Genomic DNA, 22582 nt, shown 5'->3' on the forward strand with positions numbered 1-22582 from the left:
TCCCTATTATTGAGGTTTGCCAGCACGCTTACGGCTTATTTGCCACCCAAGGAGAACGACGAGTAATAACGCCGCTCCACCGCCCCAAGGCATCAAACGTAATAACAACGGTTTCGCTCCGCCTTGGCGTTGCTGCGCGACAAAATCTCCGCTGACCTGAACGTGCGGATTACCGAAACTGGCTGTGACGTAATTGGCGACTTGCGCAATTTGCTCATCGCTTAATGTGTCGCGTAATCCCGGCATATGAACAGGGGCAAACCTGCCCTGACGATCGACACCATCTAAAATCACCATAACTAAATTGCTCGGGTTATGATTTCCAGTTGTTGAGTTATGGGTTAGCGCAGGGAAGCTATCATTATTCGCGCCCTGGCCCGCATCACGGTGGCAGGCCGCACAAGAGCTCAAAAATAATGCTTTGCCAGGCAAGTGCTGTGCACGCGCTGGATCGCCTGCATAGCTCCAGGCAGGTTGTTGATCTTCCGGATCTCGTACTGCCGGGATCTGACGTAACCAAGTGACAATCGCGTCGATATCGCTATCGTTCAAATAGCTAAGGCTATTTTCAACCGCTTCTCCCATTCCACTCGCGGCGATCCCTCGACCTTCCACATGTCCCGTTTTTAAATATTGTTTGAGTTGCGCGTCACTCCAACCTCCTACGCCACTAATAGGATCGCTGGTAATATTCGGTACAGCCCAACCTCCGACTTGCCCGCCGGAAAATCTAGCCGATCGACTTTCCCCCATCATAAAATTACGTGGACTATGACAAGCGGAACAGTGGCCTAGCACCTCCCCCAAATAATCACCGCGCTGCAATTGAACATCTTTAAGAGAGGTCACGGGCGTGGGGAAATAGTTATTAAATAAATTCCATATCCCCATCATTGGACGTATTGACCAAGGGAAACCAAGGTGCGTCTCTGGAGCCGCTTTATTTACCGGTTGAACACCAAACTTGAGCCAAACAAATAAGGCATGGATATCATCATTGGTCATCCCTTGATAAGCGGTATAAGGCATCGCTGGATATAAGTTTTTACCATCACGCCGGATCCCCTGAGTCAGCGCTTTTTTAAAATCTTCTTCGCTGTATTTACCGATTCCATAGTCAACTGATGGCGTAATATTGCTGCCAATAATCTCCCCCATTGGCGTTGCAATAGGCACGCCGCCGCTGTAATCAGGACTACCGGCTGACGCCCCTTTATGACAGGCGTTGCAATCAGCCGCCTGAGCCACATAAGCTCCGCGCGCTAGTAAAGCCGGATCGGGCGATGTGCTATCCGCCCTGGCAGGCGAGCCGATCAACAGACTCGACATCAGCAACGTGGCAAAATTAATGGTTAAAAGTGTCTTCATGAACAGCATCCATGGCCGGAGTGGCCTCGAAAGCCACAAAAAAATTAACCAATAAATTCAATTTGATAATAGAGATTCATCGCAACAACCATGTTGGATGTTACTGAGTTAATCAGACTAAATTTATTTGCATTTGCAAATAAATTTAGTTCAGGCGATGAAAAAAAACAATGAATATGCGGAAGGTTTGCGTAGATAACACGAATTGCCAAAAATGGAGGAAATCAGGCTCTGGTTGCTGCAACAGTTTTATTTTATGCCGTCAAAAAGGGAGAAATGGTCAGCTCACATTGCATGTGGCTAAACGTTACTTTACCTTAGCTGCAAAGCCCAACACTCGGAGAACTTATGAGTAAAAACAAAACTCCCGCATGGCGACTCGGTATTCATCTCGATATATCAAATCGCCTTTGGCAGGAGGCAATGAATAAAAACATTACTTATACGAAAATTAACCGTCCGCATTGGCTGGCGCTGGGTGCAATTGATGAGCTCGGTGCCAACTGCAATATGACGCAAATATGCGACTATCTTCAGTGTGAGGTTTCAACCTGTTCGAGAGCATTAGCGTTTCTGGAAAAAAACCAGTTAATTACCAAAACGATTATGGAAGGGGACAAGCGAGCAAAAGGCGTCACAATTACCGAGGAAGGAAAGCACTTGCTCGAAGAATTGGATATACACGCCGAAGCCTCACGTAAACAGTTACTACTTGATGTCTCTCCTGAGCAATTGGCCACTTTTAAATATGTGGTTGAGAAGATCAAAGAACGTGCGTTGCATATTATTCAGCAGGATAGTGACAGCGCGGAAGAAACTGAGGAAGTAGAAAAGCCGCTTAAAAAGAAAAAACACCACAGCCTGTAATGGAACAAGCTGCGGTTTTATATTATCAATCATCAAGATTTCGGCGTTTTTTTCTGGCTTGAAATCCAATCGGCTAAATCCTGATTGCCTTGCGCCGCTGCCAGCGAGGCCGCTGTATTCCCTTTTTTATCGGCAATCTGTAGGTCAGCGCCCTTTTCACTTAGAAACTGTAAAAAGGCCTTATGCCCGAAGAGTGCAGCGAACATCGCGGCAGTCTGGCCGACATCATTTTGTAGATTGATTTGGGTCCGAGGGTCTTGTAGCAGTACCTGGGCAGCCTTGATATCGCCGTTAAATGCCGCGCCCATTAATGCACTGCGCCCATGATTATCTGTCTGGTTTGGGTTCGCGCCGTGAGCCAGTAGATAAGCGGCAATATGATTCTGATTGTGGTAAATCGACAGTATTAGCAGGCTATAGCCGTTGTCATCGGTGTCATTAATATTAGCGCCCTGCTTTAGCGCCGTCTCGATCGTACTCAGATCGCCGCTACGCGCCGAATCAATAAGAGCAGGGTTTAACGCGGCTAACACTGAGTGGTTGAGCAATAATGCCACCAGCATCGTGGCGAGCATTATCAATTTTCTTTTTAGCATGTCATTACTGCCCGCTATCGCGGGCAGTCTCCGGTTAAATTAGTCTTTTAGCTTCTCGGCCAACACTTTGATGGCGTTAACATCATCTTTGGTACGCTGTGCCAGACGAGTACCGTAAGTCGCATCGGCTTTGTAGAAATGGCTGAGCATGGTTTGACGAACGCTGTCATTTTTCACCTTCTGCAACTCGCCACCGAGGGCTTCAATCAGGTCATCCTGCTGTTGTGGCGTCAGTGAATGGTAATAAGCGCCGGCCTGCTCGAAGTTATCAGTTTTAGTAATCAACTCCTGCTGCACCGTACCGCTGAGTGGCGTTCTGGTCGCCTTATAAGCCGGATTGTCGGTGACCGATCCCTGCTCAACAGACGGTTGATAGTTCACATCACCTTTGGTCTCGCCCTGATTACCACTGCCATCCTGGTTGTAGTTATTAACCGCGACACGCGGACGGTTAATCGGCAGTTGCTGATAGTTCGCTCCTAAGCGATACATATGGGTATCAGCATAAGAGAACAGTCTGCCTTGCAACATGCGATCTTCGGAAGGTTCAATACCTGGCACCAGATTGGAAGGATCAAAGGCCGCGGACTCAGTCGTCTGGAAGAAGTTTTCCGGTATTTTATTCAGCGTCAGGGTACCAATTTTAGTTTCTGGTACGCCCAGCCACTCTTTGGTGTCATCCAGCGGGTTATAACGGAAGTTATTTAATTGATCCGGTGTCAGGGTTTGAATATAAAGATCCCATATTGGGAAGTGGCCCTGTTTAATATTGCTATAAAGATCGTCGGTCAGATTATTAAAATCTTTCCCTTGTTCCACTTTGGCCTGTTCAACATTGTAACCTTCATTACCTTGACGGCTCTTAAAGTGGAACTTCACATAAGTGACGTCACCTTTAGCATTGATAAATTTAAAGGCGTGAACGCCATAACCATCGACTTTTCTATATGACGCGGGGATGCCACGGAAGGAGAAAATACGCGTCAACATATGCGTACTTTCTGGCTGATGGCTAAAGAAATCAAAATAGCGATTAGGATCTTGTACGTTGGTAACAGGCGATGGTTTTAAAGAGTGGATCATATCCGGGAACTTCATCGCATCGCGAATAAAGAACACCGGCTCGTCTAAGCCCAATAAATCCCAATTACCTTGTGCGGTATAAAACTTGATGGCAAAACCATGCGGATCACGCAACTCTTCCGGCGAACCGTTAGAGTGAATTACCGTTGAAAATCTTAAGAAAAGTGGCGTTACCGTACCGGGCTTAAAGACATTAGCAATGGTGAGATTACTGATATCTTTATCGGCCTTAAACTCGCCAAAAGCGCCTACACCACGCGCATGTACCACGCGCTCTGGAATACGTTCACGGTCGAAGCGCTGTAACTTTTGAATAAGATGGCTATCTTGCAATAGTGTTGGACCATTCGGACCAGCGGTCTGCGAATTCTGATTATCACCAACCGGTGCACCATTATCCTGAGTCATTTGCGTATTATTTACCGCGAGTGCGGTCAGTGGGGTTAATAAGGCGAGAGCGATTCCACTCGCTAATAGTTTTGCTTTCATTGCACTGCTCCTGTTTTTTTATAATACCCACAGCGATTCTAATCATAAAACCATTTTGATTGAGTTATTGATTTAATAGGTAAATGCACCAATTACGAATGTACTTAAATCGTAATAAAATGGGATATACGAACAATTGGCTGGTATTTAATAAGAAAACAGAACGTCATAATTCAATTTATTTAATATTAATCCTATATGAAATAACGGAGAAAAAAGAAGACAAAGGAATAACCGAATGAATATCACATTTATATAATATACAGGTTGCATTAAGATAAAATTGAAAGGGAGATATTGCAGTATCAGAGGCCTGCTAGCCAATACTAACTCAGCCTCTGATAATCATACTTTTCAAAATATCGTCAATATTTTGTCTGGTTCTGCGCGGGTCAGACGAGGCAACGCGCCCTGAACATCCGGCGCCTAACCACTAGCCCCTAGTAGCGCACCATGATTGATTTCAACTCGGTGTAATCTTCAATAAATGCACTACCAAACTCGCGCCCGATTCCTGAGCCTTTCATGCCGCCAAAAGGCACCGCTGGGTCAAGGAAGGTATGCATGTTAATCCACACCATGCCGGCCTCGAGCCTTTCACTAACCCGCAGTGCTTTGCTTATGTTATGTGACCAAACGCTGGCAGACAGACCGAAAGGCGAAGCGTTGATTTTCTGTAAGGCCTCTTCTTCATCATGATAAGCAATAAAGCTACATACTGGCCCAAATGTTTCCTCGCTTAGCAACTGGCTGTTAAACGAAGCCGCGCGGATTGCCGTCGGCTGCACAAAATAGCCTTTCTTATCGAGCGACTGACCGCCATAAATAATTTCATCGCCATCGGCTTTCGCTTTCTCGATCAAATTAAGGATTTTGTCATATTGCGCTTTGTTGGCGATCGGCCCCATTTCAGTCGCGTCATCCAATGGGTCACCAATTTTCACCGCCGCCAGACGTGCTTTTAGCTTCGCCAACACCGCTTCTATTTTACTTGCAGGCAACCAGATGTTTTCAGCGGCGGCACATATTTGTCCCTGATTTAGATAACCTGCTTCCATGATACCGTTCACTATTTCATCTTCATTTAAATCATCAAAGAAAAGCGCGGCGTTTTTGCCACCAAGCTCCAACGTGAGTTTTTTCCCGGTTTTGGTCGCAGACTCTTTGATGTGTTGGCCGGTAGCGACCGACCCTGTGAAGCTTATTTTTGCGCAGGCCGGATGCTCAATAAGATAAGCCCCCAATCCGGCCCCCCGGCCGTTGATAACGTTAATCACGCCCGCAGGGAAACCACACTCGGTCGCGAGTTCGGCAACGCGCAACAGCGTTAGCGGTGTATATTCGCTGGGTTTTAAGACCACGGTACAGCCACAGACTAATGCAGCCGCCAACTTCCAAATGGCGATCATTATCGAGAAATTCCACGGGATAATGCCGACGACGACACCTACGGGCTGGCGACGCGTAAAAGCGGTGTATTTTTCTCCCGCGAACGATGGCAGGGAAACATCTAGCGTCTCGCCATTGATTTTTCCTGCCCATCCGGCGAAATAACGTAGAAAGGCTATCGACTGCTCAACCTCCAGCATTCGGGCTAATTGGAGCGTTTTGCCAGAGCAAACACTCTCTATTTGCGCCAATGCTTCACGCTCTTGTGCGAGTTTATCGGCTAATTTCAGTAATAACGCACCGCGTTGTAAGGTTGGCATATTACGCCATTCCCCCAGGGCTTTTTCGGCAGATAACATCGCCAGGTTAGCCTGCTGCTGCGTGGCGCTGTTGACGATGCCCACGACAGAACCATCGGCAGGATTGATTATGTCAATAGCCTCTCCGCCTCCCACTTCGGATAAGCCTTCAACAAAATTACCATGTGCACGCTTTAAGAACGCTCTGACTTGAGGCAGTAAATTATCATTATTCATGCTCTTCTCCTGTTCACGTCTATATTCAGATTTAGAACCTATCCCAGTAGGCGTTATTGTTGCAGGCATGTTGGACACGGAGAGCACACAGAGACCGGAACGTACACGCAGTACGTGAGGATTTCGAGCACTGCTCAGGTTCAACAGAACAAATTAAATAGCACTAATGGGATAGGATCTTATACTTACCTAGTGAAAATCTTCCGTTATGTAATCACGACATTCATTTAAAAAATCATGAAAACCTCAATACATACCAATCAGTTGAAATGAAATTTAATAGCGTTAATTTTAAAATGGAAATTATCAGAATATTTTTCACAATATATTACTCATAAATCATTATGATAGAAAAATCATGAATTAATTACTTTATGGATTTAATCGCATTAAATTACTACCCATCCCATCACCTTCGTTCCCTTTTAACACCTCCACAGTAAAAATTAATGCAATATTTTTAAATTTCATAAACATGTTAACAAACTGATTTAATTAAACAAAATAACATGGCGCTACATTTCCACTTACTCAAAATAAAAATTAAACACATAAAAATAAAAGATAAAATAACATAAAACCAATAATTAAACCTGCATCACACTTTTATGACATTCCCTTGATATTCGTTCCATTCGAGCATAAAAATAAATTCATTAATATGATAACAATTAAATTATAGCTGAAACCGTAACGTGAGGAGTTGTGATGAAAAGGTCTATATTTGCCGTTGCTCTAAATCACCGTTCGCAAATAGAAAAATGGAGTGATGACTTTCAGCAATCCCCTTACGTAAAGCCACCTCAAACGCCGATATGGTTTATCAAGCCACGCAATACTCATCGTAATAATCATGATGTCATTAGCCTGCCAGCCGACCATCAGACTTTTATCGGGGCCACTATTGGCGTAGTGATTAAGCAAAAAGCACGTAAGGTCAGCCAATCTCAAGCCGGGCAATATATCGCGGGTTATGTTTTGGCTAACGAGCTGAGTTTGGTAGAAAGCAGTTTTTATCGCCCTGCGATTAAAGCCAAATGTCGCGATGGCTTTTGTCCTATTGGCGAACTGACGCCAATCGATGACATTCGCGGGCTGGAGATCACCACCGAAGTCAACGGCACTATTGAGCAGGTTTGGTCTGTCGCCGATTTGCAGCGCGATGCCTTTGAACTGATCGCCGCATTAAGTGATTTTGCCACCTTACAAGCAGGCGACATTATTTTACTGGGCACACCGCAGCAACGTATCTTGGTGCACCCTGGCGATACTGTTGTTATCAAAGCGCCAGGTTTTACGCATCTTAGCAATCAATTTACCGATAGCCTTCACCCAGTAGAACAACCCGACGGGTACCCAACGTTTTTTGCTCTGGGTTTAAATTATGCCGACCACGCCAGCGAGTTAGATTTTAAAGCCCCGGAAGAGCCGCTTATTTTCCTCAAATCACCCAATACCATTACCGGGGATCACAGCGTCAGTATTCGTCCCGATAATCTTGATTACATGCACTACGAAGCCGAGCTGGTCGTGGTGATAGGTAAAACCGCGCGCAATGTTAGCGTCGAGCAGGCGCTCGATTATGTCCAGGGCTATACGCTGTGCAATGACTACGCGGTACGTGACTATCTCGAAAACTACTATCGTCCCAATTTACGGGTGAAAAGCCGCGATACGTTAACGCCACTCTTACCCAAGGTAATTGCACGCAGCGCCGTGCCTGATGCACAAAACCTGTCTTTAAAAACCTACGTTAACGGCGAATTGCGCCAATCAGGTAACACCCGCGACATGGTGTTTGATGTGCCCTTTCTTATCGCTTATTTGAGCGAATTTATGACGCTGCAACCTGGCGACATGATTGCGACCGGCACACCCAAAGGCCTTTCTGACGTCCAACCCGGGGATGAAGTGGTCGTCGAAATTGAAGGCGTTGGTCGATTGACCAACTACGTTGTCAGCGAACAACACTACGAGGAGAGCCTGAAATGAAGAAAATTAACCATTGGATAGACGGCAAAAATGTCGGAAGCCCTGACTACTTCACCACCACGAACCCAGCTAATGGTGAGGTTCTCGCAGAGGTTGCCTCCGGTAGCGAGAAAGAGATCCACCTTGCGGTAGAAGCCGCCAAAAATGCCTTTCCTAAGTGGGCGAATACGCCAATGAAAGAGCGCGCTCGCTTAATGCGCCGCCTTGGTGAGCTTATTGATAAAAATGTACCGGAGATTGCCGAACTCGAAACCGCAGATACCGGTTTGCCGATCCACCAGACCAAAAATGTGCTGATCCCTCGAGCATCCCATAACTTCGAATTTTTCGCTGAAATCTGCCAGCAGATGAACGGCCGCACCTACCCGGTCGATGACAGCATGCTCAACTATACGCTGATACAGCCGGTGGGCGTCTGTGCATTAGTTTCGCCATGGAATGTCCCTTTTATGACCGCAACCTGGAAAACCGCACCTTGTCTGGCTTTAGGGAATACCGCGGTGCTTAAAATGTCAGAGTTGTCGCCGCTAAGCGCCGACCGATTAGGGGAATTAGCCCTAGAAGCCGGTATTCCAGCCGGAGTTTTAAACGTGGTGCAAGGCTATGGCGCAACCGCAGGCGATGCCTTGGTACGCCATAAAGACGTCCGCGCCGTCTCCTTTACCGGCGGTACGGCAACCGGTCGCAACATCGTTAAAAATGCCGGGCTGAAGAAATTCTCCATGGAGCTGGGCGGAAAATCTCCGGTTTTAGTCTTTGAAGATGCCGATATCGAACGTGCGCTCGACGCCGCTCTATTCACTATTTTCTCTATTAATGGCGAACGCTGTACCGCCGGTTCGCGCATTTTTATCCAAGAAAGCATCTACCCAGAATTTGTAAAGCGTTTTGCCGAACGCGCTAATCGTCTGCGCGTAGGAGATCCCACCGATCCGAACACACAGATAGGGGCACTGATCAGCCAGCAGCATTGGGAAAAAGTTTCGGGCTATATCCGGTTAGGCATTGAAGAAGGTGCCACATTACTGGCCGGCGGCCCGGACAAACCAGAAGGCCTACACCAGGGAAACTTCTTGCGCCCAACCGTACTGGCCGATGTTGATAACCGCATGCGTATCGCCCAGGAAGAAATTTTTGGCCCCGTCGCCTGCCTGTTGCCTTTTAAAGATGAAGCAGAAGGACTGCGTTTGGCAAATGACGTCGAATACGGCCTGGCCTCTTATCTATGGACGCAAGATGTCAGCAAAGTGCTGCGTCTCGCACGCAGTATCGAAGCCGGTATGGTGTTTGTGAATACCCAAAATGTCCGCGACTTACGTCAGCCATTTGGCGGAGTAAAAGCCTCTGGAACCGGCCGTGAAGGCGGTGAATACAGTTTTGAAGTCTTTGCCGAAATGAAAAACGTCTGTATTTCGCTCGGCAATCATCCCATCCCTAAATGGGGTATCTAGTCGAGGCCGTTGATGCAGTAGACCTCGCAATATCACAGGGCAACGACGCGCAATAAAGCCGATGTCGTTGTGATGCACGCATAATGCGCTAACCATGAGAGAACATAAATATGGCGATGAAAACCATAACATCTTCGGTACCCGCACCCGACATTTTGCGCTGTGCTTATATGGAAATACAGGTGACAGACCTGCAAGCTGCGCGAGAGTTTTATGTCGATATCCTGGGCCTGACCGTCACCGAAGAGGACGAACGGTCTATTTATCTGCGCACTCTGGAAGAGTTTATCCATCACAATCTGGTGTTGCGTAAAGGGCCGATAGCCGCTGTTGCGGCTTTCTCTTATCGAGTACGCAGCCCGGAAGATGTCGATAAAGCCGAAGCGTATTTCAAGGCATTGGGCTGTCGAACTGAGCGGCGAGCGACGGGTTTTACAAAAGGCATCGGGGATTCTGTTCGCGTTGAAGACCCGCTCGGTTTCCCTTATGAATTTTTCTATGACGTTCAGCACGTCGATCGTCTAGCCTGGCGCTATGACCTTTACACGCCGGGCGCATTGGTTCGCCTGGATCACTTCAATCAAATTACCCCCGACGTGCCGCTCGCCGTTGAATATATTCAAGGGTTAGGTTTTCGCGTAACGGAAGATATTCGTGATGCAAACGGCGTGGTTTATGCCGCTTGGGTGCGCCGCAAACAAACCGTGCACGATACCGCCATGACCGGCGGCGCTGGCCCGCGTATGCACCATATTGCCTTCTCTACCCATGAAAAACACAACATCTTATCTATCTGCGACAAGTTAGGCGCATTACGCAAATCAGACCTTATCGAGCGCGGGCCTGGCCGTCACGGCGTCTCAAATGCGTTTTATCTCTACTTGCGCGATCCCGATGGGCACCGCGTAGAAATTTACACGCAAGATTATTACACCGGTGACCCAGATAATCCGGTCGTCAGTTGGGATGTACATGATAACCAACGTCGCGATTGGTGGGGCACGCCAGTAGTGGCCAGTTGGTATACCGACGGGTCTTACGTGCTGGATCTTGATGGCAATCCGCAGCCGGTCATCGAGCGTCACGCCCCGAGCGAGATGGCCGTTACTATCGGCGCAGATGGTTTCTCCTATACCCGCAAAGAAGACACGACAGAAGGATTTAAGCTCGGCAATACGCTGTAACTGGGCAGCAGACCCGCCTCGATAATCACCACAGCTAAACCGATGGGTACAAAGCCCGTCGGTGGGCCAATAGATGTCTAACAGACGTCGCTTAAGGAGCCTGACTATGCCCCATTTTATCGTCGAATGTACCGAAAACATTCGTGAACCAGCACGGCTGCCCGCGCTCTTTTCACACGTCAACGCCCTGCTCGCCGATAGCGGTATTTTCCCGCTTGCCGGCATTCGCAGCCGCGTGCACTGGATTGATACCTGGCAAATGGCCGATGGAAAAAACGATTACGCCTTCGTCCATATCACATTAAAAATCGGCCACGGCCGCACGGTCGAAGCGTTGCAACCGCTAATGAACACGCTATTCGAGACCATTAAATTACATTTCGCCGATCTGATGGCAACGCGTTATCTGGCGCTGTCGATGGCGGTAGAGGAGCTGCATCCGGTACTCAATTTCAAACAAAATAATGTCCACGCGTTATTTCGCTGAAAACTCAACGAAACGGGAGAGGCACGATGTTAAACCCCCAAACCATCCATAGCCTGGCGCGTGAACTGCATCTGGCAGAGCAAAACCGCGAACAAATCCGTCAGTTATCCTTACGCCATCCAGAGATGACTATTGAAGATGCTTACGCTATTCAACGTGAATGGGTGGCGGCGAAAATCGCCGAAGGTCGCGAATTAAAAGGCCATAAAATCGGGCTGACGTCCAAAGCCATGCAGGCCAGTTCACAAATCGATGAGCCTGATTATGGCGCCCTGCTCAATGACATGTTCTTCGAAGAAGGCAGCGATATTCCTATCGAACGCTTTATCGTTCCCCGCGTCGAGGTTGAACTGGCATTTGTATTAGCTAAACCGCTGCGAGGCCCAAACTGCACGCTGTTTGATGTGTATAACGCCACCGATTATGTCATCCCTGCGCTGGAAATTATCGATGCCCGCTGCCACAACATTGACCCCGAGAGCCAACGGCCACGTAAAGTCTTCGACACCATATCCGACAATGCCGCCAATGCTGGTGTCGTGATGGGCGGACGTCCGGTCAAAATCGATGCCTTCGATTTGCGTTGGATCGCCGCGCTCATGTACCGCAATGGGGTTATCGAAGAGTCCGGCGTTGCCGCTGCTGTCCTTAATCATCCGGCAAACGGCGTGGCCTGGCTTGCCAACAAACTGGCCCCGCATGACGTTCAACTTGAACCTGGTCAAATTATTCTCGGCGGCTCATTTACCCGCCCGGTTGCCGCGTGTAAAGGCGATACCTTCCACGTTGATTACGGCACGATGGGCAGCATTAGCTGTCGTTTCGTTTGAGGGCAATACCATGATTATTAATGAATTCAAACAAGCGCTGCGGCAGAAAAAACCGCAAATTGGCCTGTGGTTAGGATTAGCAAATAGCTACAGCACAGAAATAGTAGCCGGAGCAGGCTTCGATTGGCTGCTGATTGACGGCGAACATGCGCCTAACGATGTACGTTCAATACTCACGCAGTTGCAGGCTATTGCCCCCTATTACAGCCAGCCGGTGGTTCGCCCACCGTGGAATGATGCGGTCATTATTAAACAACTGCTTGATACCGGTGCCCAGACGCTCTTAATACCGATGGTGCAAACCGCTGACGATGCAGCAAATGCCGTTAAAGCTTGCCGCTACCCACCTTTAGGAATTCGAGGCGTCGGCAGCGCCTTAGCGCGCGCCTCTCGCTGGAACCGGGTTGAGAACTATCTGCAAGAATCAGACGAGCAGATGTGTGTGCTGGTACAAATTGAAACCCGTCTGGGCGTCGCCAATCTCGATGCTATCCTCAAAGTTGAAGGTATTGATGGCGTATTCATCGGCCCGGCAGATCTTAGCGCCGATATGGATTTTTCCGGAAATCCAACCCATCCGCAGGTGCAAGAAACCATTGAACACTGCATCGCCAAAATACTGGCGGCAAATAAAGCGCCGGGCATTTTAATGGCGAATGAAAAGGTCGCACAGCACTACCTGCACTTAGGCGCACTCTTTGTTGCCGTTGGCGTCGACACCACATTGCTGGCGCGTTCTGCCGAAGCGCTAGCCGCGCGTTTTAAAGAGACCAAACCATCAACGGGTCAAATTAATACGTCCGTTAGTTAGGCCGATGAGCAGCACACAATGACAACCTCTGAGGTAGAACATGAAACCTGAAGAATATCGTGCCGAAACACATCGTCCTTTTACAGGTGAAGAATATTTAAAAAGCCTGCAAGATGGCCGCGAGATTTATATTTATGGCGAACGTGTTAAAGATGTCACTCGCCACCCGGCTTTTCGCAATGCGGCGGGGTCGATTGCCACGCTTTATGATGCCTTACATGCGCCAGACACCCACGATAGCCTGTGCTGGAACACGGATACCGGCAATGGTGGTTATACTCATCGTACCTTCCGTTTTGCCCGCTCGGCGCAAGAGATCCACCAGCAGCGCGATGCTATTGCCGATTGGTCACGCATCAATTACGGCTGGATGGGCCGCACGCCCGATTACAAAGCGGCCTTCGCCTGTTCACTCGGCGCGAACCCCGAATTTTATGGTGACTACGCAGATAATGCCCGCCATTGGTATAAACGCATTCAAGAAGCCGGGCTTTATTTCAATCACGCCATCGTTAATCCCCCTATCGATCGCCATAAACCCGCCGATGAAGTGAAAGATGTCTATATCAAAGTCGAGAAAGAGACCGATGCGGGCATTATTGTTAGCGGGGCAAAAGTCGTCGCCACAAACTCGGCGTTAACCCATTACAACTTTATCGGCTTTGGTTCAGCGCAAGTGATGGGGGAAGACCCGAACTTCGCCGTCATGTTTATTGCGCCGATGGATGCCGATGGCGTCAAATTGATTTCTCGCGCCTCTTACGAGCTGGTTGCGGGGGTAACCGGCTCACCCTTCGATTATCCGCTCTCTAGCCGTTTTGATGAAAACGATGCCATCCTGGTGATGGATAAGGTGCTCATCCCGTGGGAAAACGTCCTGATTTATCGTGATTTTGACCGCTGTCGCCGCTGGAGCATCGAAGCCGGATTTGCCCGTATTTATCCGATGCAAGCCTGCGTTCGTCTGGCCGTTAAACTCGATTTCATCACCGCCTTATTGCAAAAAAGTCTCGAGTGTTCAGGCGTGATGGAGTTTCGCGGCGTGCAAGCATCGCTAGGGGAAGTCGTCGCCTGGCGTAACCTATTCTGGTCACTCAGCGATGCGATGTGGGCCGAATCTGTTGCATGGAAAAATGGCGCCTGGTTGCCTGATATGCAAGCGATGCAAACCTACCGCGTCATGGCGCCAATGGCCTACAGCAAGATCAAAAACATTATTGAAAGCACAGTCACGAGCAGTTTGATCTATTTGCCTTCTAGCGTGCGTGATTTTAAAAACCCGGAAATTGACCGCTATCTGGCGCGTTATGTACGCGGTTCAAACGGTATGGAACATGAAGAACGTATCAAAATCCTCAAGCTCATGTGGGATGCGATAGGCAGCGAGTTTGGTGGCCGCCATGAACTGTATGAAATCAACTACGCAGGCAGCCAAGATGAAGTTCGCCTGCAATGTCTGCGCCATGCTCAAGGTTCGGGCAACATGAAAAACATGATGGCATTGGTTGACCGCTGTCTGGCCGATTATGACCTTGATGGCTGGACAGTCCCGCACCTGCATAACAATACCGACATTAACCAGCTCGATCGTTTACTCAAATAAGAGATGCGGCCCCCCAAGTTAAATGTCATTAATTGCTGCAAAGGCAACAGAAGCTGTTCATAACTTGTTGCTTTTGCAGCACATCCTTTTATTAAAAAACACTAATTCATTGATTTAAATCGACAAAATAAACTGCCTGAATTGGCACACTTTCTGCAAACCTGACATATATCAATAGGAAATTAAAATATCTTATAAAGAGAGAAACGGTTATATGTCAGAAAATCTGCAATCGGCTTTTTATGCCATCAATCCCCCTCACGCCCATATTATTCAAGATGATGCAGAGGCGATTACCGTCGCGCATCGCATCGCCGCGCTATTGCAGGAAGGTGCATCCACGCGAGACAAAACCCGCTCAGTGCCAGCCGACGTGGTTGATGCGTTTTCCAATAGCGGTCTGTGGGGAATAACCATTCCGAAAACCTGGGGTGGAGCAGATGTTTCCTGGGCCACCTTGGCAGAAGTGATTGCTATCGTGTCTGCGGCTGACCCTTCGCTGGGGCAAATCCCGCAAAATCATTACTGCCTGCTGGAAGATATTCGCCTGCAAGGAAGCGACGAGCAGAAACGCTTCTTTTTCGATTTAGCGCTGCAAGGCCACCGTTTTGCCAACGCACTGTCAGAAACTGGCGGCAAAAATGTGCAGGATGTCAGCACACAGTTGGTCGCACAAACTCTGGCCTCTGGAGAAGCGGGCTATCGCATTGATGGACGCAAAGGGTATTGCACCGGCTCGCTTTATTCTCATTGGATTGGCATTTTGGCGCTCGACAGCCAAGGTCGCGCCAATCTGGCATTTGCACCACGCAATACGCCGGGATTGTTTATCATCGATGACTGGGACTGTCTCGGTCAGCGCACCACCTCCAGCGGTACGGTCATTGCCGATGCGCTACAGGTTCCGGCGTTTAACGTCTTCCCCACCTATCGCTCATACGAAAGCCCAACGCTGGCTGGTCCCTTTGCTCAGTTAACCACTGCCGCTATCGATGTTGGCATTGCCCGTGCAGCGCTCAACGATACCATCAGCTTTGTGCAGCAACAGGCGCGCCCGTGGATTGATTCTGGGGTACAAAAAGCCAGCGAAGATCCGCTAACTATTCATCAGGTTGGCGTCCTTGATAGCCGCATTAGCGCCGCTGAAGCCCTGTTGGAACGCGCCGGAAAAACGCTAGACCGCTTTAAAAACTCGCCGAATGAAGATCAGGTTGCTCAGGCCTCGCTGGCCGTGGCTCGTGCCAAGATCTTCACCACTGAAATTGCCATTGAAGCCACTAACCGCCTGTTTGAGTTAGGCGGTACCCGTTCGACGCAAAGCCGCCATAATTTCGACCGCCACTGGCGCAACGCCCGCGTTCATACGCTACATGACCCGGTGCGCTGGAAGTATCACCTGCTTGGCAACTGGCTGTTGAACGGCATCCGCCCCGCTCGCCACGATTGGAACTGACGGAAACCGCCATGCTCGATTTTTTTAATAGCCTCAACTGGGATGACATCGGCCAAGCCTGTCTCGATACCTTAAGCATGCTCGGCATATCTTTAGGCTTTACCGTGCTGTTCGGGTTGCCGCTGGGCATCGTGTTGTATTTAAGCAGCCAGTCACGCCTGCTTAATGCGCCGGTGCTCTATCGCCTGCTCTCGCTGTGCGTGAATGTGGTGCGATCGCTGCCGTTTATCATTTTGCTGATTGTTCTCATCCCCTTTACCACGCTATTGACCGGGACCGCACTAGGCGTGGTCGGCACCATTCCACCGCTGGTTGTCGGCTGTACGCCGTTCTTCGCCCGGCTGGTGGAAACGGCCCTGCGTGAGGTGGATTACGGGCTGGTAGAAGCGGCCGGGTCGATGGGTGGCAATACCCGACAGATTATCTGGCACACCTTATTGCCCGAGTCTCGCACCGGCCTGATTGCTGCGGTTACCGTCACCGCTATTGTGCTGGTCGATTACACCGCGATGGCAGGCGTTATCGGCGGCGGCGGACTGGGTGATTTAGCCATTCGCTTTGGCTATCAACGCTTCCAGACCAATGTGATGGTGGTGACGGTGGTGCTGCTTATCGCCTTGGTTCAGGCGCTGCAAATGAGCGGCGATCGTCTGGTGCGTCACTTTAGTCGCCACTAATACGTTAGTTAAAATACGAAATTTAAAATAAACATTTTAAAACAATAAGTTAAACGTAATTCATTCGTTATTAAACAATAATAAATTACATGGGGTCACTGCAATGAAGAAAATACTTGTCGCACTGCTATCACTGTTTGCCGTATCGGCGATGGCTAATGAGAAATTGGTCGTCGGCGCAACGCCGGTGCCACACGCCGAGATTTTGGAGTTTGTTAAGCCGATACTGGCCAAAGAAGGCGTGGATTTACAGATTAAAGTCTTTAACGATTTTATTCAGCCTAACCAACAGCTGGCCGAGAAGCATCTCGACGCCAACTATTATCAGTATCTGCCGTTCCTCGATGAATATAACAAAACCCGTCATACCAATCTGGTCCCGGTTGTAGGGGTGCATATCGAGCCGTTCGGTGCTTATTCGGTGAAGTACAAATCGATTAAAGACCTGCCAGACGGTGCTGACGTTGCCATTCCGAATGACCCGGTCAATACCGGGCGGGCGCTGGTGATGTTAAGTGAAGCAGGGTTAATCACCTTAAAAGATCCTAACAATACTCAAGCTTCCACTCAGGATATTGTCGCTAACCCGAAACATCTGCGCATCCGCGAGTTGGAAGGCGCGATGTTAGCGCGAGCGTTGAAACAGGTTGATCTGGCGTTTGTATTTGCTAACTACGCGCTGGAAGCGGGCATCGATACCAATAGCGCGCTGTTATCAGAAAAAGGTAAAAGCCTGTATATCGAATATTTGGTCGCCCGACCGGACAATATTCATTCCCCAGCGATGCAGAAACTCGCCAAAGCGCTGAATTCGCCAGAAGTGCGTAACTTTATTATTACCCGCTATAAAGGCCAGATCCTGCCTGGGTTCTAATCGTTATCTTTCACACCAACGGTGTCTGGATTGTGGTTTTTGCTGGAGTAACACGCTTTGACTAACAGGGTTCACAACACGGATTCACCTGCCGTTCATATTCGGCTGGAGAATATTAATAAGTATTATCCCAACGGGGTTCATGCCCTGCATAACATCAGCCTGGATATTCGCCGGGGGGAAATATTTGGCATCATTGGCCGTAGCGGTGCCGGTAAGTCAACGCTGCTACGTATGCTAAACCGACTAGAAGACCCCGGTGATGGCAGTATCATTATTGACGAGGAGAACATCGGTGAGTTCTCCTCGCCTCAGCTACTTAGCCTGCGCCGACGGGTGGCGATGATTTTTCAGCATTTCAATTTAATGGCCACTAAAACGGTGGCGGAAAACATCGAGTTACCGCTGCGCATGGCGGCGGTTGCCCGGGCAGAACGCAAGCAGCGAGTGCAGGATATGCTGCGTCTGGTCGGACTGGAAAGCCACCAGCACAGTTGGCCTGCACAGCTTTCTGGCGGGCAAAAACAGCGGGTGGGGATTGCCCGTGCGTTGGTGTTGCAGCCAGAAATTTTGCTCTGTGACGAGGCCACTTCTGCCCTTGATCCCGAAAATACCCAAACCATTTTGGCGCTGCTGCGCGATATCAATCAGCGGCTGGGATTAACCATTGTGTTAATCACTCACGAGATGGATGTGATCCGCACTCTGTGTGACCGTGTGGCCGTGCTCGAACAAGGCCGACTGATTGAGCAAGGCGAAGTATGGCGAGTCTTTGGCGCGCCTGAGCACGAGGTCACGCACAAGTTGTTGGGGACCATGCATTACAGTCGTTTTGATAACCAGAGCGACGCCTCAACCAACCAACAACTGCTGACACTGCATTACACCGGCGTCAGCGGGCAAGAACCGAGCCTTGCCACCATCGCCGCCACCTTGGGCGAAAATGCGCACCTGTTATATAGCAACTGCGAACAGATCCAAGGCCGGGTTATCGGCCAATTGCAGGTGCGTGTTGACACAACCTCTGTCGATGCCATATTGGCACAAAGCGGTCGCATTGCCGACCGGATTGAAGTGGTGTCGTAGCCCACATCCATGCGTTTAATGACCCGCTTATTAGCTCATTCTATAAGCGGGTTATTGCGCAATTTGAAAATTAGCCCGGACAACCATTAGCGCTAACGCAAGGCATATCACCGCACTGCAACCAAACAATAGGTTAACCGCAAGCAGCAGGCTGGCATGGTCAATCACCACGCCGAGTAAAACAGGCACCCAATTAGACACATAAGCAATGACATAAAATAGAGACAACAAGCGCGCATGGCTGGCGTTAGGCGAAATCATATTCACCAAGGTTGCGCTCCCCACAAAGATTGCGCCATACGCGTAGCCGCCAATAATCATGCCGATACAGGCCAGTATCACAGAATGCCACTCAACCGATGCTGCAAATAACATGAGTGAGCAGACTTGTGCGAAACATCCAGACATCAAAGCCTGCCGCGCATTCACCTTGCGACTTAAAATCTGGCTAATGCCCGCAATAATCAGATAAACCGCGATCACATAGCCATAAACACCGCGACTATGAACGCCTAATAATGACTCTGAAACGCTGGGCCCCACGGCAAGAATACTGGAAGCAATAGCCCAACACATAAACAAAGCCATAGCGCATAAGAAGAAGTTTTTACCTGTCGCCTGAAGCCCGGCCAGTAAACTGCTATTAGCCGGCTTAAGGCCATCCTCTGTTTGCTCACGCGGGTTAGCAATGGCGGCTCTCGGCCAGGTAAAGATTATCCCCAACGCGGCAATCAACGACATCGCCATAATGAACATGAAGGCTAATGACGTAGTATGGAATCCAGTTTGCAGAGCAATGCCGCTGAAAATGGGCCCCAATGCTAACCCAAAGGTAAAGGACAAGGTGGCAATCAAGGCTGCCGCTTTGCCATTATCCCTTGGACCAAAACGTAGTAAGGCGATATTTGCGGCTCCGGTCAGCGCGCCGGTGCCAATGCCAGCAAGTAAGCGGGCGAGAAAGAGCCATTGAAAGGAATCAGCGATGGCAAATAATAGTGCTCCGCAAAATACCATGAATAGCGCAGGTAAAATCATGCTGCGCAGATCCCGGACTTTACCGGCCATATTACCTACGCCAAATAGTGAGATAAGAACCCCAGCCGCATAGGCCCCATAAATAATGGTCAGACTAACCGCCGTCAGCCCCAACTGATGTTGATACAACGGGTAAAGCGGCGTTGGGGCGCTGCTATTTAGCAACGCGGCCATTAAAGCCAAAGCCAGAAAGAGTAAAATTGAAAAATGCGCCGTGTGCGCCCGAATACTCTTCTTAGTAACGCTATCAGGCATTTTTATCTCCACCATGCTTGGCTTGTCTCTCAGCAATTTTAATTAAAAACATCACTCTGATAGGTAATAAATCATTATAACCATCTGTATCACGGTGATTTTCAAATCCAACATAGGGCGTATGTAACCACAAAACATCATCACGCATAAGGCGCATTATCGCTGTACGATGATGCATTTTTGCATCACGTTAGTCTTTTACATGCAGGCAGAAAGACCTCTATGATGAAGCCAAGACTTTACTCTCAACACCTGCAATACCGCCCAGAATAAATCCTCGCAAAAGGAACCTAGAACATGAATTGGGATGACGCCCGCTTTTTTCTTGCCTTAGCGCGATGTGGAACTTTACGCAAAGCAGCGAGCCAGTTACTGGTTGATCAGGCTACGGTTGGCAGACGCATTACTGCGCTAGAAGAAGCGTTGGGATCGAAACTTTTTATTCGCACACCGAAGCGTTTTTCCCTCAGTTCATTAGGCGAGGCGTTATTACCTGAGGTGATAACGATGGAAAACGCGATGCAGTCCGTCCGTCGTAAGGCCTCTAATGGTGACGACAGTATGAGCGGTCATGTCAGTATTGCGACCACTGATAGCATGGCCGAGTTTTTTGTTATTCCGGCATTGAAAAAGCTGCGGGTACAATATCCTGACATCAACGTGACGCTATTAACCTCGATTAATATCTCTGATATTTCGTACCGTAGCGCTGACATCGCTATTCGTGGGGCCAGACCAGAAGAAGAAACGCTGATTATTAAGCGCTTAGCGACCATCGAAATGGGGCTATACGCCACAGAGGAATACATTCACAAGAAAGGGCTTCCGGTTAAAGGCACTCAGTTACAGGGGCATGATTTACTGATGCATCCAAAAGAGCTAGTGCCAAGGCATTGGGACAATTTCTGTGGCGAACACCTGACTCACCCAAATGTCGTTTTGCAATCCAACTCGCAAATGCTGTTACGCAGCGCAGCCTGCCAAAGCCTCGGTATTGGCCTGCTCTCTTCTTTTATTGCCGATAAAGACCCCAAACTGGTGCGCATCTTCCCTGAAAATCGAGACTGGGTCGATATCTGGCTGGTATTACATCCAGACCTACAGCGTTCAGCTAAAGTTCGGGCGGTGATAACAGCGCTAGAATATGAATTCTCAAATAACTCACCAATATGATGCATCTGGTAAATCAGATTTCTGTTCTGCTATCCCCACGTTAACGCTGTGTAATTTATTCGTAATGGCTGATTTTCGATGGAGATTTTCATCGCGCCCGAGGTCTACGATATAGCTGTTTGCCAACGTGGGATAACGCAATGAAAGGTAAAATCACTCAGACGTATGAAAAAGAACATGTCATTGTTTATATGGCAAAATTATCAAAAAACAAACCGTCACTAGACGATTTTGAAGGCGATATTTATACGGTGTTTCAGGTCAGAAAAAGCATCCCTTTTTTTGTCGACGATATCATCGAAAAAGCCAACAACACTTGGTACATGATTTCCTGTTTCCGAATTCCTATTGATGTAGATTTAGTGTTTCAAAATAGAGTGTCTGCACAGATTGAATACAATCAAAAAATACAAAAAAATTAAAAAACATTCCGCAGGTTAAAGGCAAAACCGCCTTAAATCAGCGATTCAGGCAACCTGCCACCAGGAGACCATCTTTTACTTTTAGTTCCCTTCCCCCCTCGCTTCTTCTTGGACAAAAAAAGACAACAAAAACGTTATAATTTGCTGTCTTTTTCCGTGCCATACTGATTAAGGCAATCGACCTACAGCTGTTTATTCAACGCGGAGCAAGCACGATGTTAAAAGTATGGGGAAGAAAAACGTCATCGAACGTACAAGCTGTGATGTGGTGCATCGGTGAGTTAAATCTTGAGTACCAACGGTTTGATATTGGCGGTAAATATGGCGGTAATGATACCCCCGAATTTCTGTCGATGAATCCTAACGGCACAGTGCCGGTTCTAAAAGATGATGAACAAGCGCCGTTATGGGAATCCGCTGCAATTCTGCGTTATCTGGCCTCCGCTTATGCCAGTGCCCCTTTCTGGCCGCAAAACCCTGCAACACGCGCCCCCGTTGATATGTGGGCTGAATGGTCCAAACTAAATTTTGCACAAAATTTTGGCGTACCGCTTTTCTGGCGTGTCGTGCGCACGGCACCAAGTCAACGTGACCCTAAAGCCATCGCCGATGCCATCCAAAAACTCATCCCTATTTTAAAAATTGCTGAATACCAATTCAGTCGCCACGAGTATCTGGCTGGAGAGCACTTCTCGCTGGCTGATATCCAGTTTGGTCATATTTTATATCGCTATTTTACGATGGAAATCGAACGTCCAGACTTACCAAGACTCGCCGCTTATTACCAACGCCTAACCCAACGTCCAGCCTATCAAGAACATGTGATGGTCTCTTACGACGACTTACGCGTTCTAGATTAAACAGCACATCAGCTGTTTGACGCCATTGCACCAAAGGCGGTCGCCATAGCGACTGCCTGCA

General features: G+C 48.6%; 21 protein-coding genes. 15 read left to right on the plus strand and 6 right to left on the minus strand.

Annotated elements, in window-relative coordinates; translation table 11 throughout:
• Nucleotides 1-6 precede the first annotated feature (6 nt).
• Entirely contained in the window at nt 7-1368 is a 1362-nt protein-coding gene (locus tag ACL9RG_RS13785) for a c-type cytochrome (protein ID WP_422793183.1), read from the minus strand.
• A 348-nt stretch (nt 1369-1716) separates the two neighbouring features.
• Here ACL9RG_RS13785 and ACL9RG_RS13790 point away from each other — a divergent pair, with 348 nt between their 5' ends.
• The gene (locus ACL9RG_RS13790; protein WP_422793184.1) at nt 1717-2235 is read left to right on the plus strand and encodes a MarR family winged helix-turn-helix transcriptional regulator; all 519 of its coding nucleotides are present in this window, start codon (nt 1717-1719) and stop codon (nt 2233-2235) included.
• 32 nt (nt 2236-2267) lie between these two features.
• Here the strand turns inward: ACL9RG_RS13790 and ACL9RG_RS13795 are convergent, their stop codons facing one another.
• The 3 genes from ACL9RG_RS13795 to ACL9RG_RS13805 all read right to left on the minus strand — a co-directional run bounded on the left by ACL9RG_RS13795 (nt 2268) and on the right by ACL9RG_RS13805 (nt 6328).
• The gene (locus ACL9RG_RS13795; RefSeq protein WP_422793185.1) at nt 2268-2831 is read right to left on the minus strand and encodes an ankyrin repeat domain-containing protein; all 564 of its coding nucleotides are present in this window, start codon (nt 2829-2831) and stop codon (nt 2268-2270) included.
• Nucleotides 2832-2870: 39 nt separating this feature from the next.
• Nucleotides 2871-4403, minus strand: coding sequence for a catalase (locus tag ACL9RG_RS13800; RefSeq protein WP_422793186.1), 1533 nt, complete (start codon nt 4401-4403; stop codon nt 2871-2873).
• Nucleotides 4404-4843: 440 nt separating this feature from the next.
• The gene (locus ACL9RG_RS13805) at nt 4844-6328 is read right to left on the minus strand and encodes an aldehyde dehydrogenase family protein (RefSeq protein ID WP_422793187.1); all 1485 of its coding nucleotides are present in this window, start codon (nt 6326-6328) and stop codon (nt 4844-4846) included.
• Nucleotides 6329-7036: 708 nt separating this feature from the next.
• Between ACL9RG_RS13805 and ACL9RG_RS13810 the strand changes: the two genes are divergently transcribed.
• The 11 genes from ACL9RG_RS13810 (at nt 7037) to ACL9RG_RS13860 (ending at nt 18776) form a co-directional block, all read left to right on the plus strand.
• On the plus strand, nt 7037-8320 hold the full coding sequence (locus ACL9RG_RS13810) for a fumarylacetoacetate hydrolase family protein (protein WP_422793188.1): 1284 nt from the start codon (nt 7037-7039) through the stop codon (nt 8318-8320).
• Nucleotides 8317-9771, plus strand: a complete 1455-nt coding sequence (gene hpaE, locus ACL9RG_RS13815) for a 5-carboxymethyl-2-hydroxymuconate semialdehyde dehydrogenase (RefSeq protein ID WP_422793189.1) — start codon at nt 8317-8319, stop codon at nt 9769-9771. Before ACL9RG_RS13810 ends, hpaE begins: the two co-directional genes overlap by 4 nt.
• Before the next feature lie 116 nt (nt 9772-9887).
• Nucleotides 9888-10955, plus strand: coding sequence for a 3,4-dihydroxyphenylacetate 2,3-dioxygenase (gene hpaD, locus ACL9RG_RS13820; protein ID WP_422793242.1), 1068 nt, complete (start codon nt 9888-9890; stop codon nt 10953-10955).
• Nucleotides 10956-11061: 106 nt separating this feature from the next.
• The gene (locus ACL9RG_RS13825) at nt 11062-11442 is read left to right on the plus strand and encodes a 5-carboxymethyl-2-hydroxymuconate Delta-isomerase (RefSeq protein WP_422793190.1); all 381 of its coding nucleotides are present in this window, start codon (nt 11062-11064) and stop codon (nt 11440-11442) included.
• Nucleotides 11443-11468: 26 nt separating this feature from the next.
• Nucleotides 11469-12272, plus strand: coding sequence for a 2-oxo-hept-4-ene-1,7-dioate hydratase (gene hpaH, locus ACL9RG_RS13830; RefSeq protein ID WP_422793191.1), 804 nt, complete (start codon nt 11469-11471; stop codon nt 12270-12272).
• A gap of 10 nt (nt 12273-12282) precedes the next feature.
• On the plus strand, nt 12283-13083 hold the full coding sequence (hpaI, locus tag ACL9RG_RS13835) for a 4-hydroxy-2-oxoheptanedioate aldolase (protein WP_422793192.1): 801 nt from the start codon (nt 12283-12285) through the stop codon (nt 13081-13083).
• Between the two features lie 40 nt (nt 13084-13123).
• Complete coding sequence (gene hpaB, locus ACL9RG_RS13840; protein WP_422793193.1) at nt 13124-14686, plus strand: 4-hydroxyphenylacetate 3-monooxygenase, oxygenase component; 1563 nt, start codon at nt 13124-13126, stop codon at nt 14684-14686.
• 214 nt (nt 14687-14900) lie between these two features.
• Nucleotides 14901-16139 carry an SfnB family sulfur acquisition oxidoreductase gene (locus tag ACL9RG_RS13845; RefSeq protein ID WP_422793194.1) on the plus strand — a complete coding sequence of 413 codons (1239 nt, stop codon included), beginning with the start codon at nt 14901-14903 and terminating at the stop codon, nt 16137-16139.
• 11 nt (nt 16140-16150) lie between these two features.
• Complete coding sequence (locus ACL9RG_RS13850) at nt 16151-16816, plus strand: methionine ABC transporter permease (RefSeq protein ID WP_422793195.1); 666 nt, start codon at nt 16151-16153, stop codon at nt 16814-16816.
• Between the two features lie 103 nt (nt 16817-16919).
• Nucleotides 16920-17690 (plus strand): MetQ/NlpA family ABC transporter substrate-binding protein, encoded by a 771-nt coding sequence (locus ACL9RG_RS13855; protein WP_422793196.1) that lies wholly within the window; start codon nt 16920-16922, stop codon nt 17688-17690.
• Nucleotides 17691-17747: 57 nt separating this feature from the next.
• The gene (locus ACL9RG_RS13860) at nt 17748-18776 is read left to right on the plus strand and encodes a methionine ABC transporter ATP-binding protein (protein WP_422793197.1); all 1029 of its coding nucleotides are present in this window, start codon (nt 17748-17750) and stop codon (nt 18774-18776) included.
• A gap of 51 nt (nt 18777-18827) precedes the next feature.
• Here the strand turns inward: ACL9RG_RS13860 and ACL9RG_RS13865 are convergent, their stop codons facing one another.
• Both ACL9RG_RS13865 and ACL9RG_RS13870 read right to left on the minus strand, forming a co-directional pair.
• Nucleotides 18828-20066, minus strand: coding sequence for an MFS transporter (locus ACL9RG_RS13865; RefSeq protein WP_422793198.1), 1239 nt, complete (start codon nt 20064-20066; stop codon nt 18828-18830).
• Nucleotides 20059-20244 carry a hypothetical protein gene (locus tag ACL9RG_RS13870; RefSeq protein ID WP_422793199.1) on the minus strand — a complete coding sequence of 62 codons (186 nt, stop codon included), beginning with the start codon at nt 20242-20244 and terminating at the stop codon, nt 20059-20061. The genes ACL9RG_RS13865 and ACL9RG_RS13870 overlap by 8 nt, the downstream gene beginning before the upstream one ends.
• A gap of 119 nt (nt 20245-20363) precedes the next feature.
• On the opposite strand from ACL9RG_RS13870, the gene ACL9RG_RS13875 reads away from it, so the two are divergent.
• The 3 genes from ACL9RG_RS13875 to ACL9RG_RS13885 all read left to right on the plus strand — a co-directional run bounded on the left by ACL9RG_RS13875 (nt 20364) and on the right by ACL9RG_RS13885 (nt 22521).
• Nucleotides 20364-21239 (plus strand): LysR family transcriptional regulator, encoded by an 876-nt coding sequence (locus ACL9RG_RS13875; protein WP_422793200.1) that lies wholly within the window; start codon nt 20364-20366, stop codon nt 21237-21239.
• A 140-nt stretch (nt 21240-21379) separates the two neighbouring features.
• Nucleotides 21380-21661, plus strand: a complete 282-nt coding sequence (locus ACL9RG_RS13880; RefSeq protein ID WP_422793201.1) for a hypothetical protein — start codon at nt 21380-21382, stop codon at nt 21659-21661.
• 215 nt (nt 21662-21876) lie between these two features.
• On the plus strand, nt 21877-22521 hold the full coding sequence (locus tag ACL9RG_RS13885; protein WP_422793202.1) for a glutathione S-transferase family protein: 645 nt from the start codon (nt 21877-21879) through the stop codon (nt 22519-22521).
• The last annotated feature ends 61 nt before the right edge of the window (nt 22522-22582 follow it).

The organism is Rouxiella sp. Mn2063 (genome assembly GCF_049319665.1).
In the GTDB taxonomy this organism is placed as follows: domain Bacteria; phylum Pseudomonadota; class Gammaproteobacteria; order Enterobacterales; family Enterobacteriaceae; genus JBMOUD01.